The organism is Halomicrococcus pelagicus (genome assembly GCF_050954125.1).
In genome coordinates, this window is sequence record NZ_JBPBWC010000010.1 from 77,607 (window position 1) to 92,794 (window position 15,188).

Annotated in this window: 19 protein-coding genes; 15 read left to right on the top strand and 4 right to left on the bottom strand. The window is 68.4% G+C overall.

Going from position 1 to position 15,188, the window contains the following annotated elements:
- Positions 1-24 precede the first annotated feature (24 nt).
- The 4 genes from ACRYA2_RS17065 (at position 25) to ACRYA2_RS17080 (ending at position 4,111) form a co-directional block, all read left to right on the top strand.
- Complete coding sequence (locus tag ACRYA2_RS17065; protein ID WP_433630729.1) at positions 25-795, top strand: sugar phosphate isomerase/epimerase family protein; 771 nt, start codon at positions 25-27, stop codon at positions 793-795.
- Positions 796-866: 71 nt separating this feature from the next.
- Positions 867-1,835, top strand: a complete 969-nt coding sequence (locus tag ACRYA2_RS17070) for a carbohydrate kinase family protein (protein WP_433630732.1) — start codon at positions 867-869, stop codon at positions 1,833-1,835.
- Between the two features lie 68 nt (positions 1,836-1,903).
- The gene (locus tag ACRYA2_RS17075; RefSeq protein WP_433630735.1) at positions 1,904-3,664 is read left to right on the top strand and encodes a uracil-xanthine permease family protein; all 1,761 of its coding nucleotides are present in this window, start codon (positions 1,904-1,906) and stop codon (positions 3,662-3,664) included.
- Between the two features lie 132 nt (positions 3,665-3,796).
- On the top strand, positions 3,797-4,111 hold the full coding sequence (locus ACRYA2_RS17080; protein WP_433630738.1) for a hypothetical protein: 315 nt from the start codon (positions 3,797-3,799) through the stop codon (positions 4,109-4,111).
- Here ACRYA2_RS17080 and ACRYA2_RS17085 read toward each other — a convergent pair whose 3' ends face one another.
- Positions 4,112-4,486 carry a secondary thiamine-phosphate synthase enzyme YjbQ gene (locus ACRYA2_RS17085; RefSeq protein WP_433630740.1) on the bottom strand — a complete coding sequence of 125 codons (375 nt, stop codon included), beginning with the start codon at positions 4,484-4,486 and terminating at the stop codon, positions 4,112-4,114.
- A gap of 52 nt (positions 4,487-4,538) precedes the next feature.
- Here ACRYA2_RS17085 and ACRYA2_RS17090 point away from each other — a divergent pair, with 52 nt between their 5' ends.
- Complete coding sequence (locus ACRYA2_RS17090) at positions 4,539-4,874, top strand: MazG nucleotide pyrophosphohydrolase domain-containing protein (protein ID WP_433630742.1); 336 nt, start codon at positions 4,539-4,541, stop codon at positions 4,872-4,874.
- Between the two features lie 32 nt (positions 4,875-4,906).
- Positions 4,907-5,383 carry a YbaK/EbsC family protein gene (locus ACRYA2_RS17095; RefSeq protein ID WP_433630745.1) on the top strand — a complete coding sequence of 159 codons (477 nt, stop codon included), beginning with the start codon at positions 4,907-4,909 and terminating at the stop codon, positions 5,381-5,383.
- On the opposite strand, the gene ACRYA2_RS17100 is transcribed toward ACRYA2_RS17095, so the two are convergent.
- On the bottom strand, positions 5,380-5,556 hold the full coding sequence (locus tag ACRYA2_RS17100) for a hypothetical protein (RefSeq protein WP_433630748.1): 177 nt from the start codon (positions 5,554-5,556) through the stop codon (positions 5,380-5,382). The two genes, ACRYA2_RS17095 and ACRYA2_RS17100, sit on opposite strands and share 4 nt — an antisense overlap.
- A 218-nt stretch (positions 5,557-5,774) precedes the next feature.
- Between ACRYA2_RS17100 and ACRYA2_RS17105 the strand changes: the two genes are divergently transcribed.
- Both ACRYA2_RS17105 and ACRYA2_RS17110 read left to right on the top strand, forming a co-directional pair.
- On the top strand, positions 5,775-6,218 hold the full coding sequence (locus tag ACRYA2_RS17105; RefSeq protein WP_433630750.1) for a GIY-YIG nuclease family protein: 444 nt from the start codon (positions 5,775-5,777) through the stop codon (positions 6,216-6,218).
- Between the two features lie 109 nt (positions 6,219-6,327).
- On the top strand, positions 6,328-7,359 hold the full coding sequence (locus ACRYA2_RS17110) for a DUF7544 domain-containing protein (protein ID WP_433630753.1): 1,032 nt from the start codon (positions 6,328-6,330) through the stop codon (positions 7,357-7,359).
- On the opposite strand, the gene ACRYA2_RS17115 is transcribed toward ACRYA2_RS17110, so the two are convergent.
- Together ACRYA2_RS17115 and ACRYA2_RS17120 are read right to left on the bottom strand one after the other, a co-directional pair.
- The gene (locus ACRYA2_RS17115; RefSeq protein ID WP_433630755.1) at positions 7,356-7,802 is read right to left on the bottom strand and encodes a DUF7552 domain-containing protein; all 447 of its coding nucleotides are present in this window, start codon (positions 7,800-7,802) and stop codon (positions 7,356-7,358) included. The two genes, ACRYA2_RS17110 and ACRYA2_RS17115, sit on opposite strands and share 4 nt — an antisense overlap.
- Before the next feature lie 98 nt (positions 7,803-7,900).
- On the bottom strand, positions 7,901-10,213 hold the full coding sequence (locus tag ACRYA2_RS17120) for a DEAD/DEAH box helicase (RefSeq protein WP_433630758.1): 2,313 nt from the start codon (positions 10,211-10,213) through the stop codon (positions 7,901-7,903).
- Positions 10,214-10,475: 262 nt separating this feature from the next.
- Between ACRYA2_RS17120 and dps (ACRYA2_RS17125) the strand changes: the two genes are divergently transcribed.
- The 7 genes from dps (ACRYA2_RS17125) to yciH all read left to right on the top strand — a co-directional run bounded on the left by dps (ACRYA2_RS17125) (position 10,476) and on the right by yciH (position 15,123).
- Positions 10,476-11,105 carry a DNA protection during starvation protein gene (gene dps, locus ACRYA2_RS17125; protein WP_433630761.1) on the top strand — a complete coding sequence of 210 codons (630 nt, stop codon included), beginning with the start codon at positions 10,476-10,478 and terminating at the stop codon, positions 11,103-11,105.
- A gap of 129 nt (positions 11,106-11,234) precedes the next feature.
- A complete protein-coding gene (gene dps / locus ACRYA2_RS17130; RefSeq protein ID WP_433630764.1) occupies positions 11,235-11,894 on the top strand; it encodes a DNA protection during starvation protein in 660 nt (219 codons plus the stop codon).
- A 38-nt stretch (positions 11,895-11,932) separates the two neighbouring features.
- Complete coding sequence (locus tag ACRYA2_RS17135; RefSeq protein WP_433630767.1) at positions 11,933-12,295, top strand: 2Fe-2S iron-sulfur cluster-binding protein; 363 nt, start codon at positions 11,933-11,935, stop codon at positions 12,293-12,295.
- A gap of 48 nt (positions 12,296-12,343) precedes the next feature.
- A complete protein-coding gene (locus tag ACRYA2_RS17140) occupies positions 12,344-12,772 on the top strand; it encodes a DCC1-like thiol-disulfide oxidoreductase family protein (RefSeq protein WP_433630769.1) in 429 nt (142 codons plus the stop codon).
- 52 nt (positions 12,773-12,824) lie between these two features.
- The gene (locus tag ACRYA2_RS17145; RefSeq protein ID WP_433630772.1) at positions 12,825-13,970 is read left to right on the top strand and encodes a pyridoxal phosphate-dependent aminotransferase; all 1,146 of its coding nucleotides are present in this window, start codon (positions 12,825-12,827) and stop codon (positions 13,968-13,970) included.
- Positions 13,971-14,026: 56 nt separating this feature from the next.
- Positions 14,027-14,719, top strand: coding sequence for a YqjF family protein (locus ACRYA2_RS17150; RefSeq protein ID WP_433630775.1), 693 nt, complete (start codon positions 14,027-14,029; stop codon positions 14,717-14,719).
- 98 nt (positions 14,720-14,817) lie between these two features.
- A complete protein-coding gene (gene yciH, locus ACRYA2_RS17155) occupies positions 14,818-15,123 on the top strand; it encodes a stress response translation initiation inhibitor YciH (protein WP_433630777.1) in 306 nt (101 codons plus the stop codon).
- Positions 15,124-15,188: the final 65 nt, after the last annotated feature.

The following is a 15,188-nucleotide window of genomic DNA, read 5'->3' on the forward strand; positions in this document are numbered from 1 at the left end:
CACGCCGTCCGTCGTCGCTCCGGCATGGACGAGCGAACCGGGTTCGTCACCCAGATGGGGATGGACCGCGAGGCGGCGTTCGACGTGGCGGCCGACCTGGGGTTCGACTACGTCGAAGTGATGCTGGACGGCCCGAGCGCACATCGGAACGTCGACCCCGAGTCGGTACGGAAGTCGGCCGAGGAGCGCGACCTCGACCTCGCGGTCCACCTGCCGTTCACGCTCGACGTCGGGTCGCCGCACGACCACGTCCGCGAGGGCGCGCTCCGGGAGCTCCGGGCGGCCGTCGAGGTCGCCGCCGCGTTCGGCGCGGAGAAGGGCGTCGTCCACGCGAGTTCGAACGCCTGGCGGCCGGCGTGGGACGGCGAGACGGTGCGAGCGACCGTCGTCGACTCGCTGGCCGACCTGGACGCCTTCGCCGCCGAGCGCGGCGTCGAACTCTGCGCCGAGAACGTGCCGGGCGGCTGGTTCTCCATCGAGGAGTTCGACCGGCTGTTCGCCGAGACGGACGTCTCGATGACGCTCGACACCGGCCACGCGCGCATCGACGGACTGGACTCCGCAGAGACCGCCGCGTTCGTCGCCGACCACGCCGACCGGGTGAGCCACGTCCACCTGAACGACACCCGGCAACCGAAGGACGAACACCTCCCGTTCGGCGCGGGCACCATCGACTTCGAGCGGATATTCGCGGCGTTCCCCGACGACTGGTCGGGGACGCTCTCCCTGGAGGTGTTCACGCTGGAGTACGAGTACGTCGAGACCAGCAAGGCACATCTCGACGACCTGTTGTAACTTCGACTCCGTCCGAGCCCGGCGGGATGCGGGTGACAAACACTATTTCGGGGGACGACTCAACAACGAGCATGCCCGACCCGAACGTACTCGTCTCGGGGGAGACGCTGATAGACTTCCTGCCCGAACGTCCCGGCCCGCTCTCCGACGTTCCGTCGTTCGCCAGACGGCCCGGCGGCGCGCCCGCGAACGTGGCCGTCGCGCTGGCCCGCCTGGAGGAGACGCCGTGGTTCTGGACGCGCCTCGCTGAGGACCCCTTCGGCCACTTCCTCGCCGAGACGCTGAACGAGCGCGGTGTCCCCGACCGGTTCGTCGAACGCGACCCCGCGGCCCAGACGACGCTCGCGTTCGTCACCCACGACGAGACGGGCGACCGCGAGTTCTCCTTCTACCGCGACGGCACCGCCGACACGCGCCTCGAACCCGGCGGCGTCCCCGACGAGGCGCTCGACGCGGTCGAGTGGGTGTACGTCGGCGGCGTGATGCTGGCCACCGAACCGGGACGGACCGCCACGGTCGACCTCGCCGAACGCGCCCGCCAACGCGACTGCGAGGTCGTCTTCGACCCGAACGCCCGGCCGGAACTGTGGCCGGACGGCGGCTTCGATGACGCGGTCGCCGAACTGCTCGACGTCGCCACGGTCGTGAAGGCGACGCCGGAGGACCTCGCGATGGCGGGTTTCGAGACCGAGGAACCGGAGCGACTCGCCGCCGCGGTCGCGGACCGTGGCCCGCACACCGTCCTGCTGACCCTCGGCGGAACGGGGGCGTACGCGCACGCCGAGGCAGAGGCTCCCTGGGGAGCGGGGGCGGCCTCCCACCGGGGCTACGACGTGACGGTCAGGGACACGACCGGTGCCGGCGACGCCTTCACCGCGGGCGCGCTCGCCGCGTTCGCCGCCGAAGACGACCGCTCCGACGTCTCCCTCTCGGACGTGCTCGCCTTCGCGAACGCCGTGGCCGCCCGGACGACGACGGAGGAGGGCGCGATGGCCGCCCTGCCCGACCGCGACGCCGCCACTCGATTGCGAGATTCGTAGGATACACTTCGCTCTTCGTAACGCCACTTTTAAGCCGACTACGAGGAATCCGACGAACGGACTGGCGAATGAGCGAGGAACACAGCGACACGGCGGAATCGAACGGCGGAGTCTCCGACGCCGCACGCCCCGACGAAGGAGCGGCGGACGGCGCACGACCGGACGACGCGGCGGACGCCGCACGCTCCGACGGAGCGGGGGGCGACGAAACGCGACCGGGCGAAGCGGCGACGTGCGACGCGCGACCCGACGGTGGCCGACCGGGCCAGGAACCGTCGGAGGACGGGTCGGTAGCGTCGTTCGTCGAGTACGGCATCGAGGACCGACCGCCGCTGGGCGAATCGATACTGCTCGGCGTCCAGCACTACCTGACGATGGTCGGAGCGAACGTCGCCGTCCCGCTCATCCTCGCGGGGACGCTCGGGATGCCGGCGAACCTCTGGCCGCGGTTCATCGGGACGTTCTTTGTCGTCTCCGGTCTCGCCACGCTGGCCCAGACGACGTTCGGCAACCGCTACCCCATCGTGCAGGGCGCGCCGTTCTCGATGCTCGCGCCCGCCCTCGCCGTCATCGGCGTCGTGCAGGCGACGAACCCCACCGGGATGGCCGACTGGCGCGCCGCCCTCCTGAGCCTCCAGGGGGCGATCATCGTCGCCGCGCTGTTCGAGGTCGCCGTCGGCTACCTCGGCCTCATCGGGCGCATCCGCCGCTACCTCTCTCCGGTCGTCATCGCGCCGACCATCGCGCTCATCGGTCTCTCCCTCTTCAGCACGGGCCAGGTGACCTCGGCGACCCAGAACTGGCCGCTCCTGTTGCTCACGCTCGTCCTCATCACCCTCTTCTCGCAGTACCTCGACACCCGCGTCCGGGCGTTCAAGCTCTTCCCGGTGCTGCTCGGCGTCGTCACCGCGTACGCCGTCGCCGCCGTCCTCTCCGCACTGGGCGTCTACGCCGCCGGAACCGCCGGGTACGTCGACATGGGGACCATCTTCGAGGCACCCGCCGTGGTCGTTCCGACGCCGCTCCAGTGGGGCGTCCCCCGCGTCGAGGCCTCGCTCGTCGTCGGGATGCTCGCGGGCGTGGGCGCCTCCATCGTCGAGAGCTTCGGCGACTACCACGCGGTGGCGCGCCTCTCCGGTCTCGGCGCGCCGAGCGAGAGACGCATCAACCACGGCATCGGCATGGAGGGGCTGATGAACGTCTTCGCCGGCGTCATGGGCGCCGGCGGGTCGACCTCCTACTCTGAGAACATCGGGGCCATCGGGCTGACCGGCGTCGCTTCGCGCTACGTCGTCCAGATCGGGGCCGTCGCGATGCTCGGCGTCGGCTTCGTCGGCTACTTCGGCGCGTTCATCCGCTCGATTCCGGACCCCGTCATCGGCGGCCTCTACGTCGCCATGTTCGGCCAGATAGTCGCCGTCGGCCTCTCGAACCTGAAGTACGTCGACCTCGACTCCTCGCGGAACATCTACGTCATCGGCGTCGCGCTGTTCGTCGGACTGGCGATTCCGGCCTACATGGCCAACGTCGCGAGCGCGGCCCCCGAGGGCGTCGGCGGCGCGGCGTTCTTCCGCCAGAACATGCGGAACGTCGCCGTGCTCGGTCCGGTCCTCGGGACGAAGGTCGTCGCCGACACCGTCTACGTCATCGGCGGTACCGGGATGGCCGTCGGCGGTCTCGTCGCGTTCCTCCTCGACAACACCATCCCCGGCACCCGGAAGGAGCGCGGTCTCGAAGCCTGGGACGCCATCTCCGAGGACGACACCGACTTCGAGTCCGCGTTCGACCGCTTCGGCTCGGACGACTCCCGCGCGGTCCGGAGCGACTGACCGCCGCCGACGTTCGTCGATTTCCGTACCGGAAGCCAGAATACATCGCATCAAGCGGCGTCGTCACCGACAAAAATCTACGCGTACCGACACCAGATTTTTGTATCTATGAGTGTCGGTAACACGTATCTCATGACGTCCAACGAGTCCGAGGTCGCCGACGAGATGGATTCGTCTGAGGGTGGCCGCCCCTCCGACGAGAGCGACGATACCCAGGTCCAGAGACTCCAGTCGCAGGTCGAGCAGCTCCGGTCCCAGCTCGACGAAACGACGGAACGGCTCCGGCAGACCGAGCGCAACCTGCGCTGGATGGCCCAGCAGCAGGCGAGCGAGACCGGCAAGAGCGTCTGTCCGAGCTGCAACTCCGGGGGCGCGCTCGGCGTCGAGCGGACCGCGACCGGGAAGAAGAAGGTCGAGTGTACGAACTGCGGTGAACGCCTGGTGTAGTCACCGAACTCGCAGGCGGCGGCTCCGCGGCCCGTCGCACTCGACGAACAGAATCGACTGCCACGTCCCCAGCGCCAGGTCGCCGTCCTCGACCGGGACCGTGACGTGTTCGCCGAGCAGCATCGACCGCAGGTGGGCGTCGGCGTTGCCGTCGAGTTCGTCGTGGCCGTAGCCCCCGTCCTCGGGCACGAGGTCCGCCAGGGCGTCCTCCAGGTCGGCGAGCAGTCGCCGCTCGTTCTCGTTGACGACGACGCCGGCGGTCGTGTGCGGGACGAAGACGGTGCAGGTGTCTCCGTCCGTCGGGACCCGTTCGGTGACGCGGTCGGTCACGTCCACCACCTCGACGCGCTCGTCGGTTTCGACTTCGAGTGCCATACCCGACCGTCTACTCGTAGCACCTAAATCTCCGGCGTGAAACTACCCTGAAATGGACGCTCAGCAGCGAGTCGCCGCGTTCGTCGCCGAACACGAGATGGACGCCCCACCCGCGTTTCGCCTGCTCGACCTGGCCTCCGAGGTCGGCGAACTGGCGAAAGACGCGAACGAGTCCTCCGCGTACGGCGCGAACCCCGACGAGGTGTCGGTGACCCCCGACGAAATCGGGGACGCGCTGTTCGCGCTGCTCGCGCTGGCGACGTCGCTGGACGTCGACGCCGAGGCGGCCCTCGACGAGGCGCTAGAGAAGTACGAGCGTCGACTCGACGACCGTGGCGAGATGTCGTCCGGCGAGGGACGCGGTGACCGATCGGAGGGGGACCGCTAACGTCTTTGGCCGCGCGGACGACCTGCCTCGACATGCACGAACGAGCAGCGGAGTTCCGAGAGCGCGCCCGGGAGGAACACGACTTCGACGTCGAGGTCCACGAGTTCCCGGAGGGGACGAAGACGGCTGAAGACGCCGCCGACGCCGTCGGCTGCGACGTCGCACAGATAGCGAGCAGCATCGTCATGCGCGCGGGCACCGACCTCGTCGTCGTCGTCACCAGCGGTGCGAACCGCGTGAGCGAAGCGAAACTCGCCGACCGCCGCGGCGTCCCGGAAGAGGCGGTGTCCATGGCCGACGCCGACGAGATTCGGGACGCCCTCGGTTGGTCCATCGGCGGCGTACCGCCGTTCTGCCACGACGGGGACCTGCCGGTCTACCTCGACGAAACGCTCGCGGAGTTCGAGACGGTGTGGGCTGCCGCCGGCACCCCGGAAGCGGTGTTCCCCGTCGACCCGGAAACGCTGCGGGAGTACGCCGACGCGGACGTGGCGGACGTGCGAGTTTAGACGTCCGCCGTGACCTGTGCGACGCCGTACTCGGCTGTCGTGCTGGTTTCCTTGACGACGTTACCGTCCTCCAGTACCTGGATGGTCAGCTTCGACCCGCTCCCGTCCTCCTTCTGAGCGTTCGCGGAGACGACGTTCGCGTCGGAGTCGACTTCGACGACCTTCTCGCCCACTCCGGAGATACTTCGCGACGACGCTCGCGACCCCTGCCGTCGAAAGGAACTGTCGTCTCCTCATACGCACCATTAAAATATCCTACATATAGTGGTTTTGGTAATTGTTGGTGCGTTGCAGAACGTTGATTGTGCCCCGACATCGATTAGGACCACTGTACCGTCGACGCGACGCTCGTTACCGCCGTCACGGGAATCACGTCGACTCGACCCCACCCATGACCGAGCGAGGCACGTACACGCTGCTCGTGGAGTTTCGGTCGCACGCCGAGATAGCGTTCGGTGCGCGTGGAGACCGCGACCTCTCTCCTGGCTGGTACGCCTACACGGGCAGCGCGTTCGGCTCCGGCGGATTCTCGCGCGTCGAACGCCACGAGCGAATCGCGCGCGGCGACCACGACGCGCGCCACTGGCACGTCGACTACCTGCTCGGTCATCCTGCGTCACGCCTCGCCGATGACGTCCGGACCGCGGAACGGGACATCGAGTGCGACGTCGCACGGCGACTCGGGGCCGACGGGCCGGTCGCCGACGCGATTCCCGAGGTGTCCGGCGTCGGCGCGTCCGACTGCGACTGTCGGTCCCACCTCCACGGCCCCGCCGAGCGGGACTCGCTGGAGCGGGCGGTTCGGGCGGCACACGCGCGCTCGCGGGCCGACTGAGCTCAGTCTCTTCTTTCAACCTCTCTCGTAACTGATTCCCTATATCTCATCCCCGGGAACGAGAGCGTTCCTGCGATTGTTTAAGTATCAAGGGGCCGAACCATCTATCATGGTCTGGTACGCCGTCGAAGCCCTGGACGACGCGGTCGAACCGGTCCGGTCGCTCCTCTTTCCGCTCGACGTTCGACGGTGGTTGAAACTCGCGTTCGTCGTCCTCTTCCTCGGGGGGAGCGGCGCGACACCGCCGATGACGGGGACCGGAACGCCGGGCAGAGTCGACGGCGGGACGGTGACGACCGACGACACGTTCGTCGTGCCGGACGGTTCGTTCGTTCCGTCGGAGACACTCGTCGCCGCCGCGGTCGCGCTGGTGCTCTTCGGTCTGCTCGTCGCGCTGGCGTTCGTGCTCGTCGGGTCGGTGATGGAGTTCGCCTTCCTCGAGTCGCTCCGCCGCCAGCAGGTCCACGTGCGCCGATACGCCCGCGACAACCTCCGGAAGGGACTCGGCCTGTTCGTCTTTCGCATCGCCCTGTTCCTCGTCGTCTTCGTCCCGGTCGTCGGCCTCGCTCTCTTGCTGTTCCCGGGGCTGGCGACGGGGTCGCCGGCGGTCGTCGTCGGGGCGCTCGCCCTGTTCGTCCCCGCGTTCGTCGTCATCTCACTCGTCGTCGCGGTGGTGGACGGGTTCACGACGAACTTCGTCGTCCCCGTGATGCTGCTGCGCGACGAGGGCGTCCTCGACGGCTGGCGCACGTTCTGGCCGACGCTCCGGACGGAGTGGAAGCAGTTCGCCGTCTACGCCCTGCTGCGAATCGTCCTCGCCATCGCCGCCGGAATCGCCGTCTCTCTCGTCGGCGGGTTCCTCGCCGCCGTCGTGCTGGTGCCGTTCGCGGTCGTGGCGGTCGGCGTCGTCGTCGGGTTCGGTGGCGTCTCGGCGCTGATTTCGAGCGCGGCGGGGCTGGTCGTCGTCGGCCTCCTCGCGGTCGCCTACGTGGCCGTCTTCCTGTTCGTGCTCGCGGTCGTCCGCGTCCCCGTCCAGGCGTATCTTCGCTACTACGCGCTGCTCGTGCTCGGCGACGCCGACGCGGCCCTCGATCTGATTCCGGACCTGCGCGCGGTCGTCCGAGAAGAAGAGTCGGTTTAGAGCTTCGAGTCGAGCTGTCGGCCCACGGCGTCGTCGCCGACGGGGTCGCCGTTTCGCGTCAGGTGGACCAGCGGTGCGTTCGCCATCCGGAGCCACTCGCCCTCGCCGTCGCCGGCGGCGACGACCGACCGACTGGTCCGCGGCAGGCCGTTCGCCCGGGTGTCGTCGGTTCGCTCCCGGACGCCGGCGAACTGGAGCGAGCGGGCGGCGGACTCGCTGACGACGAACCGGTGGCGGGGCAGGTCGGGGTCGTGTTCGCGGAGCCCGTCGCGGTACTCGCGGGCGAGGGCGGCGGCGCGTCGGGCGTCGTCGGCGTTCGCGAACCGCGCGCCGGTGACGGGCGGCGGGCGCTCGCCCGTCTCGGCGCACGCGACGCAGAACTCCCCGTCTTCGACCGCCAGTTCCTCGATCTCGCTGCGGGCCGCCCGGAGTGTTTCGTCCATGTTTAGGCTGACCTAACATATTTTAGGATGGCCTAAAAGCGTTGTGACCTCTCGAACTATCGGCTCTCTGGGACCAGTCCGGTGGCCGCGACGAGCCCTCACGCGCCGACGAGTCGCTCCAGCAGGTGTGCGGCGAGGTCCTTGTCCAGCGGGTCGTTCGCGTTCCCGCAGTGGGGCGACTGAACGCAGGCCGGACAGCCGGCGTCGCAGTGGCAGTTCCGTATCATCTCCGCCGTGTTGTCCATCAGTTTCTCGACGGTCTCGTACCCCTCGCGGGTGAGTCCGACGCCGCCGGGGTAGCCGTCGTAGATGAACACGGTGCTTGCCCCGGTGTGGGGGTGGAGCGGCGTCGAGAGACCGCCGATGTCGCGGCGGTCGCAGAGCAGTTCGAGCGGGAACAGCGATATCATGCCGTGCTCCGCGGCGTGGATGGCTCCGTTGAAACTCCCGTCCATCGCCCGGAGTTCGCGGTCGAGCGAGTCGGGAACGGTGAAGTACAGCGCCTTCGTCCGGAGGGGCAACTCTGGCAGCGAGAGCGATTCGCGGCCGAGCGTCTCCCCGCGGGAGGCGTCGCGGCGCTCGAACCCCGTGATGGTCTTTCGCATCGTCACGTCGGCGAACCGGACGACGCAGTCGTCGCGAGTCGACAGCGTCTTCTCCGCCAGGTCCGCCTCGACGGTTATCTCCTTGTCGTGGAGGACCCGGGTGTAGTAGTCCGCCCACGTCGGCGACAGTTCCGCCACGTCGCGCTCCAGGTCGAGGTCGACCACCTCGTAACTCTGGCCCTGGTGGTGGTAGATCGCTCCCGGGTGGACGTCGGTCAGGGCGTCCCCGAACGGCAGCGAGGCGATGACGTCGCCCGTGGAGCGGTCGAGCACGTCGACCTCGCGGTCGTCGATGGTCCGCAGGCTCATCTCGTGCTGGGGGCTGCCACCGCCGTCGTACGTCCAGCGTACCCCGGCGTCGGTTTGGCGGCGTTCGAGGTCGCCCTCGGATTCGAGGTCCGCCACGAGGTCGGGAAACGACTCCCCGAAGTGCTCCTCGTCGTCGGGCGACAGCCAGGTCTCGTGCGCCGCGGACGTGACGTGGTCCGGCAGCAGTTCGTCGTTCGCGGGGTTGACGACCGCCCGCTCGGGGTCGCCCTCGAAGAACTCGTCGGGGTTGCTCATCAGGTACTGGTCGAGCTGGTCCTCGCCCGCGACGAGCGCGACGAGGCTGGCGTCGTCGCCGCGGCCCGTGCGACCGGCCTGCTGGAACGCCGCCATCCGCGTGCCGGGGTAGCCGTCGAGCAGGACGGCGTCCAGTTCGCCGATGTCGACGCCGAGTTCGAGCGCGTTCGTACTCCACGCGCCCCTGACGTCCCCCGAGTGGAGACCCGTTTCGAGCTCCCGTCGGCGGTCGTTCCGGAGCGCCGCCTGGTAGGCCGCGATGCTGTCGGCGAGGTCGCTCCGGCCGCGCTCCCGGAGGTCCTCCTCGCTCTGCATGGCGTACTGCTCGGCGGCCTGCCGCGCTCGCGTGAAGGCGAGCGTCTGGTGGTCCCGGGCGACGAGGTCGACGAACAGGCGTCTCGTCTCGGTGTGGTTCGACCGCCTGCGCGTCGTGGCGCCGTCCTCGTACTCCGGCGGGTTCCACAGCAGCCAGTGGGTCGGCCCCGTGACGCTCGCGTCCTCGTCGACGAGACGGAACGACGACTCGGAGCGTCCCGTCACGCCGCTGGCGTGCTCGACGGGGTTGCCGATGGTCGCCGAACAGCAGACGACGTCCGGGTCCGCGTCGAAGCGGTCGCAGATTCGCGCCAGCCGCCGGAAGACGAGCGCGACGTGGCTGCCGAAGACGCCGCGGTACTCGTGGACCTCGTCGACGACGACGGTTTCGAGCCCCTCGAAGAACCAGTCCCAGAGGCGGTGGGCGTACGGCAACAGCGCGTAGTGGAGCATGTCCGGCGTCGTCAGCACGACCGTCGGCCGGCGGTCGCGGACGTCCCGCTTCTCCCCCTTGTCGAGCCGGCCGGTGTACTGGTCGACGGAGACGCGACTGCCGAAGCCGAGGTCGCGGGCGAGTTCGGACAGCGTCTCCTCCTGGTCGTTGATGAGCGCGTTCTGCGGCGCGACGTAGAGCGTGCGTCCGCCGTGGTCCATCGCGCGCTCGAACGCCGGGACGGTGTACGCGAGGCTCTTCCCGCTGGCGGTCCGCGTCGCGAGCACGACGTTCTCGCCGTCGCGGACCGCGTCGATAGCGTCCGCCTGATGGCGGTAGAAGCGCTCGATACCCCTGGACGCGAGCGCCGATTCGAGTCGCGATTCGACCGCGACCTCGCGGAACTCGCCGTCGCTCCCGGCGAGCGTCTCGTGGCGTTCGATCTGGCCCTCGTAGTACGGGCGGCCCCGAAGCCAGTCGATGGTCTCCTGCACTGGTTCCGTCTTGGTGACGGGGGATCTAACGCGTTTCGTCGCCCGCGGCGTTTCGCGTTCTCGTCGAGCGTTCGCTTACGCCCCGTCGGCGAGCGCCGAACGTACTGTGCCCGTCGTCGAGGAGCCACCTCGATACCCGCCGCGGAAACGGCCACGACGCCTTTACCAGAGGAGTAGGTTTCGGTATATCAAAACTTCGCTCGGAGACACAAACCAGAATTTAAATAATAGAAATACTATTTCGAAAAAGGGGAAGAAGACTATGTCTGACGAAGAAAAACAGCACGCCTCGGGAAGCATCGCACCGGGTGACACGAGCAAGCGAGTCGGGAAGGAGTTCGTCCGCGAGCGCGGCGGCGACCCCGACGAAATCTGCGAGAAGCTGGTCGACGCCATCGGCGCGGAGTTCACCACATACTACTACTACACCAACCTCCGCTGCTATCTCGCCGGCGAGGAGGATTACAAGGAGATAACGGAGGACGCCCGTCTCGAAGACCGCGCGCACTTCGAGCTCGTCTTCCCGCGGGTCTTCGAACTCGGCGGCAAACTGCCGACCGACATCCGCGATTTCGCGGACCGCGCGTCCTGTCCGGACGCCGAACTGCCGGACGACCCGACGCCGGAGAACATACTCGAAGTTCTGCTGGAGGCCGAACGCTGTGCCATCCGCACGTGGGCCGAGGTCTGCGACATGACCGAGGGATGCGACCCGCGCACCTACGACATGGCCCAGCGCATCCTCAACGAGGAGATCGACCACGAGGCGTGGTTCATCGAGCTCCTCAGCAAGGAGCGCGACGACGAGGTCAATCCGGCCGGCCACTTCGTCCGCGGCGAACCCGGCGACGCGCCGTACTCGACGAACAACCGGTTCAACGACTCGGCGTAACGCGACGACCGTCGTTCCTTTTCGAGCGAGACGCTCCGACGACCCCCTCGTCGAGTCGCAACTCCTGCTCCCGAACTGGCAAGAATAGTTAAGGGTTCGTTAACCGTTCTCGTGGTCGGGGGAACCAAAATGGCAGACGACGAACGACGACACGGCTCAGGAAGCGTCGAACCGGGAAGTACCGATAAACGAGTGGGGATGGAGACGCTTCGCGACCGGGGAGTCGACCCGGAAGAACTCCGGGAGCGACTCGTCGACGCTATCGGTGCCGAGTTCTCGACGTACTACTACTACACCAACCTCCGGATGCACCTTGCCGGTCACGAGGACTACAAGGAGATAACGGAGGACGCCCGCCTCGAAGACCGCGCACACTTCGAACTGGTCGCCCCTCGGGTGTACGAACTCGGGGGACACCTTCCCTACGACATCGACGAGTTCATGGGTCGGGCCTCCTGCCCGCACGCGGAGTTGCCGGTGCCCCACGAGGGAGAGGAACCGGACCTCTCGAACCTCGACGCCGAAGGCGTCCTCGAGGTCCTGCTGGAGGCCGAGCGCTGCGCCATCCGCACGTGGAGCGAAATCTGCGACATGACCCAGGGGAAGGACCCGCGCACCTACGACATGGCCAGCCGCATCCTGCAGGAGGAGATAGAACACGAGGCGTGGTTCGTCGAACTCCTCAGCATGGAGCGCGACGGCGAGATAAACCCGGCCGGCCACTTCGTCCGCGGCGAACCCGGCGAGGCGCCGTACTCGACGAACAACCGCATCAACGACTCGGCGTAAACGACACGCTCATCCGTTTTTGGTTGGTATCCTCTCCCGTGAGTAGCCACTCCGTCGACATCGAGGTGCCGGAGGACTGTGACGTCGACCAGGCCGGCGAGACGGTGACCATCGACGTCCCCGAAGACGAGTACGTCCTCGCCGCCGCGCGTTCCGAGGGTGTCTGGCTCCCCGCCGACTGCCAGCAGGGTTGGTGTACGACCTGCGCCGCCGAACTCCTCTCCGGCGAGATCGACCAGTCCGACGCCCGCCGCTACTTCGAGGAGGACGAGGACGCGGACATGATTCTTCCCTGCACCGCGAAACCGCGCTCGGACCTGACGATTCGGGCCTGCCAGCACGAGGAGATGCTCGACCACCGCGCCGCCCACGACAAGCCGCCGGGAAACTCCAAGCGCTGAACGCGTCGACCGCGGACGCTTATGCTCCGGGAGCCCGTATCTACGTCCATGAGCGACTACGACGCCGTGCTCGTCTTCGACGGGGACTGTCCGTTCTGCTCGGCGGCCGCCTCCGCGCTCCGGCGACTCCGGGACGTCGGCGCGATATCGTGGGAGGACGACGCCGCCCAGACGTTCCTCCGAGCGCAGTTCGGGGAAGCGCCGTTCGCGCTCGTCCTCGCCGACCGCCGGACCGGGACGGTGTACGTCGGCCGCGATGCCGCCCGCGAACTCTGTGACCGCGCCGGGATGCCGACGCTCGTCCAAGACATCGTCGGCGAGAACTACGAGTCCGTCGCGGACGCCATCCGGACCGTGACGGGCATGGACGGTGACCCCGACCCCTACCACGGGACCTTTCCGCTGGCCGAGAACGCCGACGCCGCGTTCGACGAGCTCGTCGCGAACGCCGGACACACCGTGAAGGTCCGCGGGTAATGACACTGCCGGGGCCCGGAGAACTAAACGCGGGGTCCGCCTATCTCTCGTCGTGTTCCCCGACATCGAGTACCTCGAATGGATAACGGGTCGTCCCGAGCGGGCGGACCACGACCTCGGGTCGAGCGACCTGCGCCGGAGACGACCGGAGGGAGAGGGCGTCGTCCCGCCGGCGCTCGAGAACCTCCCCGCCCCGCCGTCCGACGTCGGCCTCGACGCCCTGCTCGCGGACGCGTACGGCGTCGGCACCGAGAACGTCCTCGTCACGGCGGGTGCGACCCACGCCAACTTCCTCGCGGTCGCCGCGGCGCTCGACGGCGATGAGGAAGCGCCGGACGACGAAAAATCGCGACGCGAGCGAGTGCTCGTCGAGAAGCCGGGGTACGAACCGCTCACGGCGACCCCCCAGGGGTTCGGCGCGACCGTCGACCGCTTCCGCCGTACGCCGGACGACGACTACGCGCTCGACCCGGACCGCATCGCCGGCGCCGTCACGGACGCGACCCAATGTATCACGGTGACGAGCCGCCACAACCCGAGCGGTCGACTGTCGGACCGCGAGACGCTTACGGCCGCGAGTGGCGTCGCGGTAGACGCCGGAATCCCCCTCCTCGTCGACGAGGTGTACGCGCCGTTCGACGGTGAGCGCGGCGACGGCCCGCTCGGCGGTCCGACCGCGGCCGACCTGCCGAACGCCGTCGTGACGAACTCGCTGACGAAGTTCCACGGACTCGGCTCGCTGCAGGTCGGTTGGCTCGTCGCCGACGAGTCGTTCGTCGAGCGCGCACGGTCGGTCGGGTTCCACCTCCCTGACGTCGCCGGACCGAGCGTGACGCTCGCGCGTCGCGCGCTCCACGGCGAGGGCCGGCGGAGCGAGGCCCCCGCCGACGCTGACGCCGGTCGTCTCGACGACGACTCGCGCGCACGCATCGCCGAGAACCACGACTTGCTCGCCTCCTTCGTCGCAGACCGCGACGACCTCCACGGCTTCGTCGCGCCCGGTTGCACGTACGGCTTCCTCGCCCACGAGTCCGCGGACGGCGACGAAATCGCCGAGGCGGCGTGGGAGGCGGGCGTCCTCGTCGTTCCGGGGCGCTTTTTCGCCGACGCCGACCGGTTCCGGCTGAGCCTCGGTCGCGACTCTTCGGCGGCCCGCGCGGGACTGGACGCGTTCGGCGACGTGCTCGACTCGCTCTGACGGGTCGCCTCCGTGCGGACAGTACGGTTACCTGCCGCCGGAACGTAGCCGACCCCGTGCTCCCGTCGCTCCACCTGGACTGGCGACACGTCCTGTTCGCCAACTGGTCCGTCGACCCCGAACTGGTCGCCAGACAGATTCCAGACGCGCTGGACGTCCAGACACGGGACGGCCAGGCGTGGCTCTCCGTCGTCCCGTTCACGAACGCCAACGTTCGCCCGAGGCTGACCCCGAAACGGCTCGGTCGACGCCTCCCGGAACTCAACCTCCGAACGTACGTCACCTGCGACGGCGAGCCAGGCATCTACTTCTTCAACCTCGACGCCGACGGCCTCCTGAGCGTGCTCGGCGCGCGCCTCTCCCACCACCTGCCGTACTACTACGCCGACATCGACCTCTCGGTCGCGGACGGGGAGGTCCGCTTCGAGAGCCGCCGCCGCCATCCGGGTTCGCGCCCGGTCCGCGTCTCGGCCACGTATCGGCCGACCGGCGAGCAGTTCCGGTCCGACCCGGGGTCGCTGGCCGAGTTCCTCACCGAGCGCCACTGCCTCTTCACCGAGGCACAGGACGGGTCGATACGCTACACGACCGTGGCCCACGAACGATGGCCGCTGTACGACGCGGAGGCGACCGTCGACGCCGAGGACCTCTTTCGCGCCAACGGCTTCGACCGTCCCGCGGGCGACGCCGTGTTCTACTACAGTCCGGGAGTCGACACGCTGGCGTCGCCCAGTCGCCGTCTGGAGTAACGGCTCGACCGACCCGCGGTCCGACGCCGGGTCGTCCGACTCGTCAGCGTTGCGAGGGGGGACAACGTAAAACGTCTCGACGGCGTACGAGTACTGCTGTGCCAGAGGACGACGACCTTAGCTCCATCACGGGACTGCCGGAGGAACTCGGTATCGAAGAGGACCTCGGGCGGACGGAGCAACGAATCACGATACGAACGGAGAAACGCCGGTACGACAAGCCGGTCACCATCGTCACGGGTCTCGACCCGAACGACGTCGACGTCGGCGACCTCGCGTCCGAGTTGAAGAGCAAGGTCGCCAGCGGGGGGACAGTGAACGACGACGACGAGATAGAACTCCAGGGGGACCACCGCGACCGCGTTCAGGAGATACTGACCGACAAGGGGTTCACGGTCGAGTAGCGCGGAACGGGCGGGGATACCGGGCGAGGCGGGCGTTTCTCTTCTGCCGGCGGTAGCCGCTGCCC

Bases quoted from the DNA above. Each gene is read 5' to 3' on its own strand.
- ACRYA2_RS17065 (WP_433630729.1), top strand. From the start codon at position 25: ATGGACGAGCGAACCGGGTTCGTCACCCAGATGGGGATGGACCGCGAG.
- ACRYA2_RS17070 (WP_433630732.1), top strand. From the start codon at position 867: ATGCCCGACCCGAACGTACTCGTCTCGGGGGAGACGCTGATAGACTTC.
- ACRYA2_RS17075 (WP_433630735.1), top strand. From the start codon at position 1,904: ATGAGCGAGGAACACAGCGACACGGCGGAATCGAACGGCGGAGTCTCC.
- ACRYA2_RS17080 (WP_433630738.1), top strand. From the start codon at position 3,797: ATGACGTCCAACGAGTCCGAGGTCGCCGACGAGATGGATTCGTCTGAG.
- ACRYA2_RS17085 (WP_433630740.1), bottom strand. From the start codon at position 4,486: ATGGCACTCGAAGTCGAAACCGACGAGCGCGTCGAGGTGGTGGACGTG.
- ACRYA2_RS17090 (WP_433630742.1), top strand. From the start codon at position 4,539: ATGGACGCTCAGCAGCGAGTCGCCGCGTTCGTCGCCGAACACGAGATG.
- ACRYA2_RS17095 (WP_433630745.1), top strand. From the start codon at position 4,907: ATGCACGAACGAGCAGCGGAGTTCCGAGAGCGCGCCCGGGAGGAACAC.
- ACRYA2_RS17105 (WP_433630750.1), top strand. From the start codon at position 5,775: ATGACCGAGCGAGGCACGTACACGCTGCTCGTGGAGTTTCGGTCGCAC.
- ACRYA2_RS17110 (WP_433630753.1), top strand. From the start codon at position 6,328: ATGGTCTGGTACGCCGTCGAAGCCCTGGACGACGCGGTCGAACCGGTC.
- ACRYA2_RS17115 (WP_433630755.1), bottom strand. From the start codon at position 7,802: ATGGACGAAACACTCCGGGCGGCCCGCAGCGAGATCGAGGAACTGGCG.
- dps (WP_433630761.1), top strand. From the start codon at position 10,476: ATGTCTGACGAAGAAAAACAGCACGCCTCGGGAAGCATCGCACCGGGT.
- dps (WP_433630764.1), top strand. From the start codon at position 11,235: ATGGCAGACGACGAACGACGACACGGCTCAGGAAGCGTCGAACCGGGA.
- ACRYA2_RS17140 (WP_433630769.1), top strand. From the start codon at position 12,344: ATGAGCGACTACGACGCCGTGCTCGTCTTCGACGGGGACTGTCCGTTC.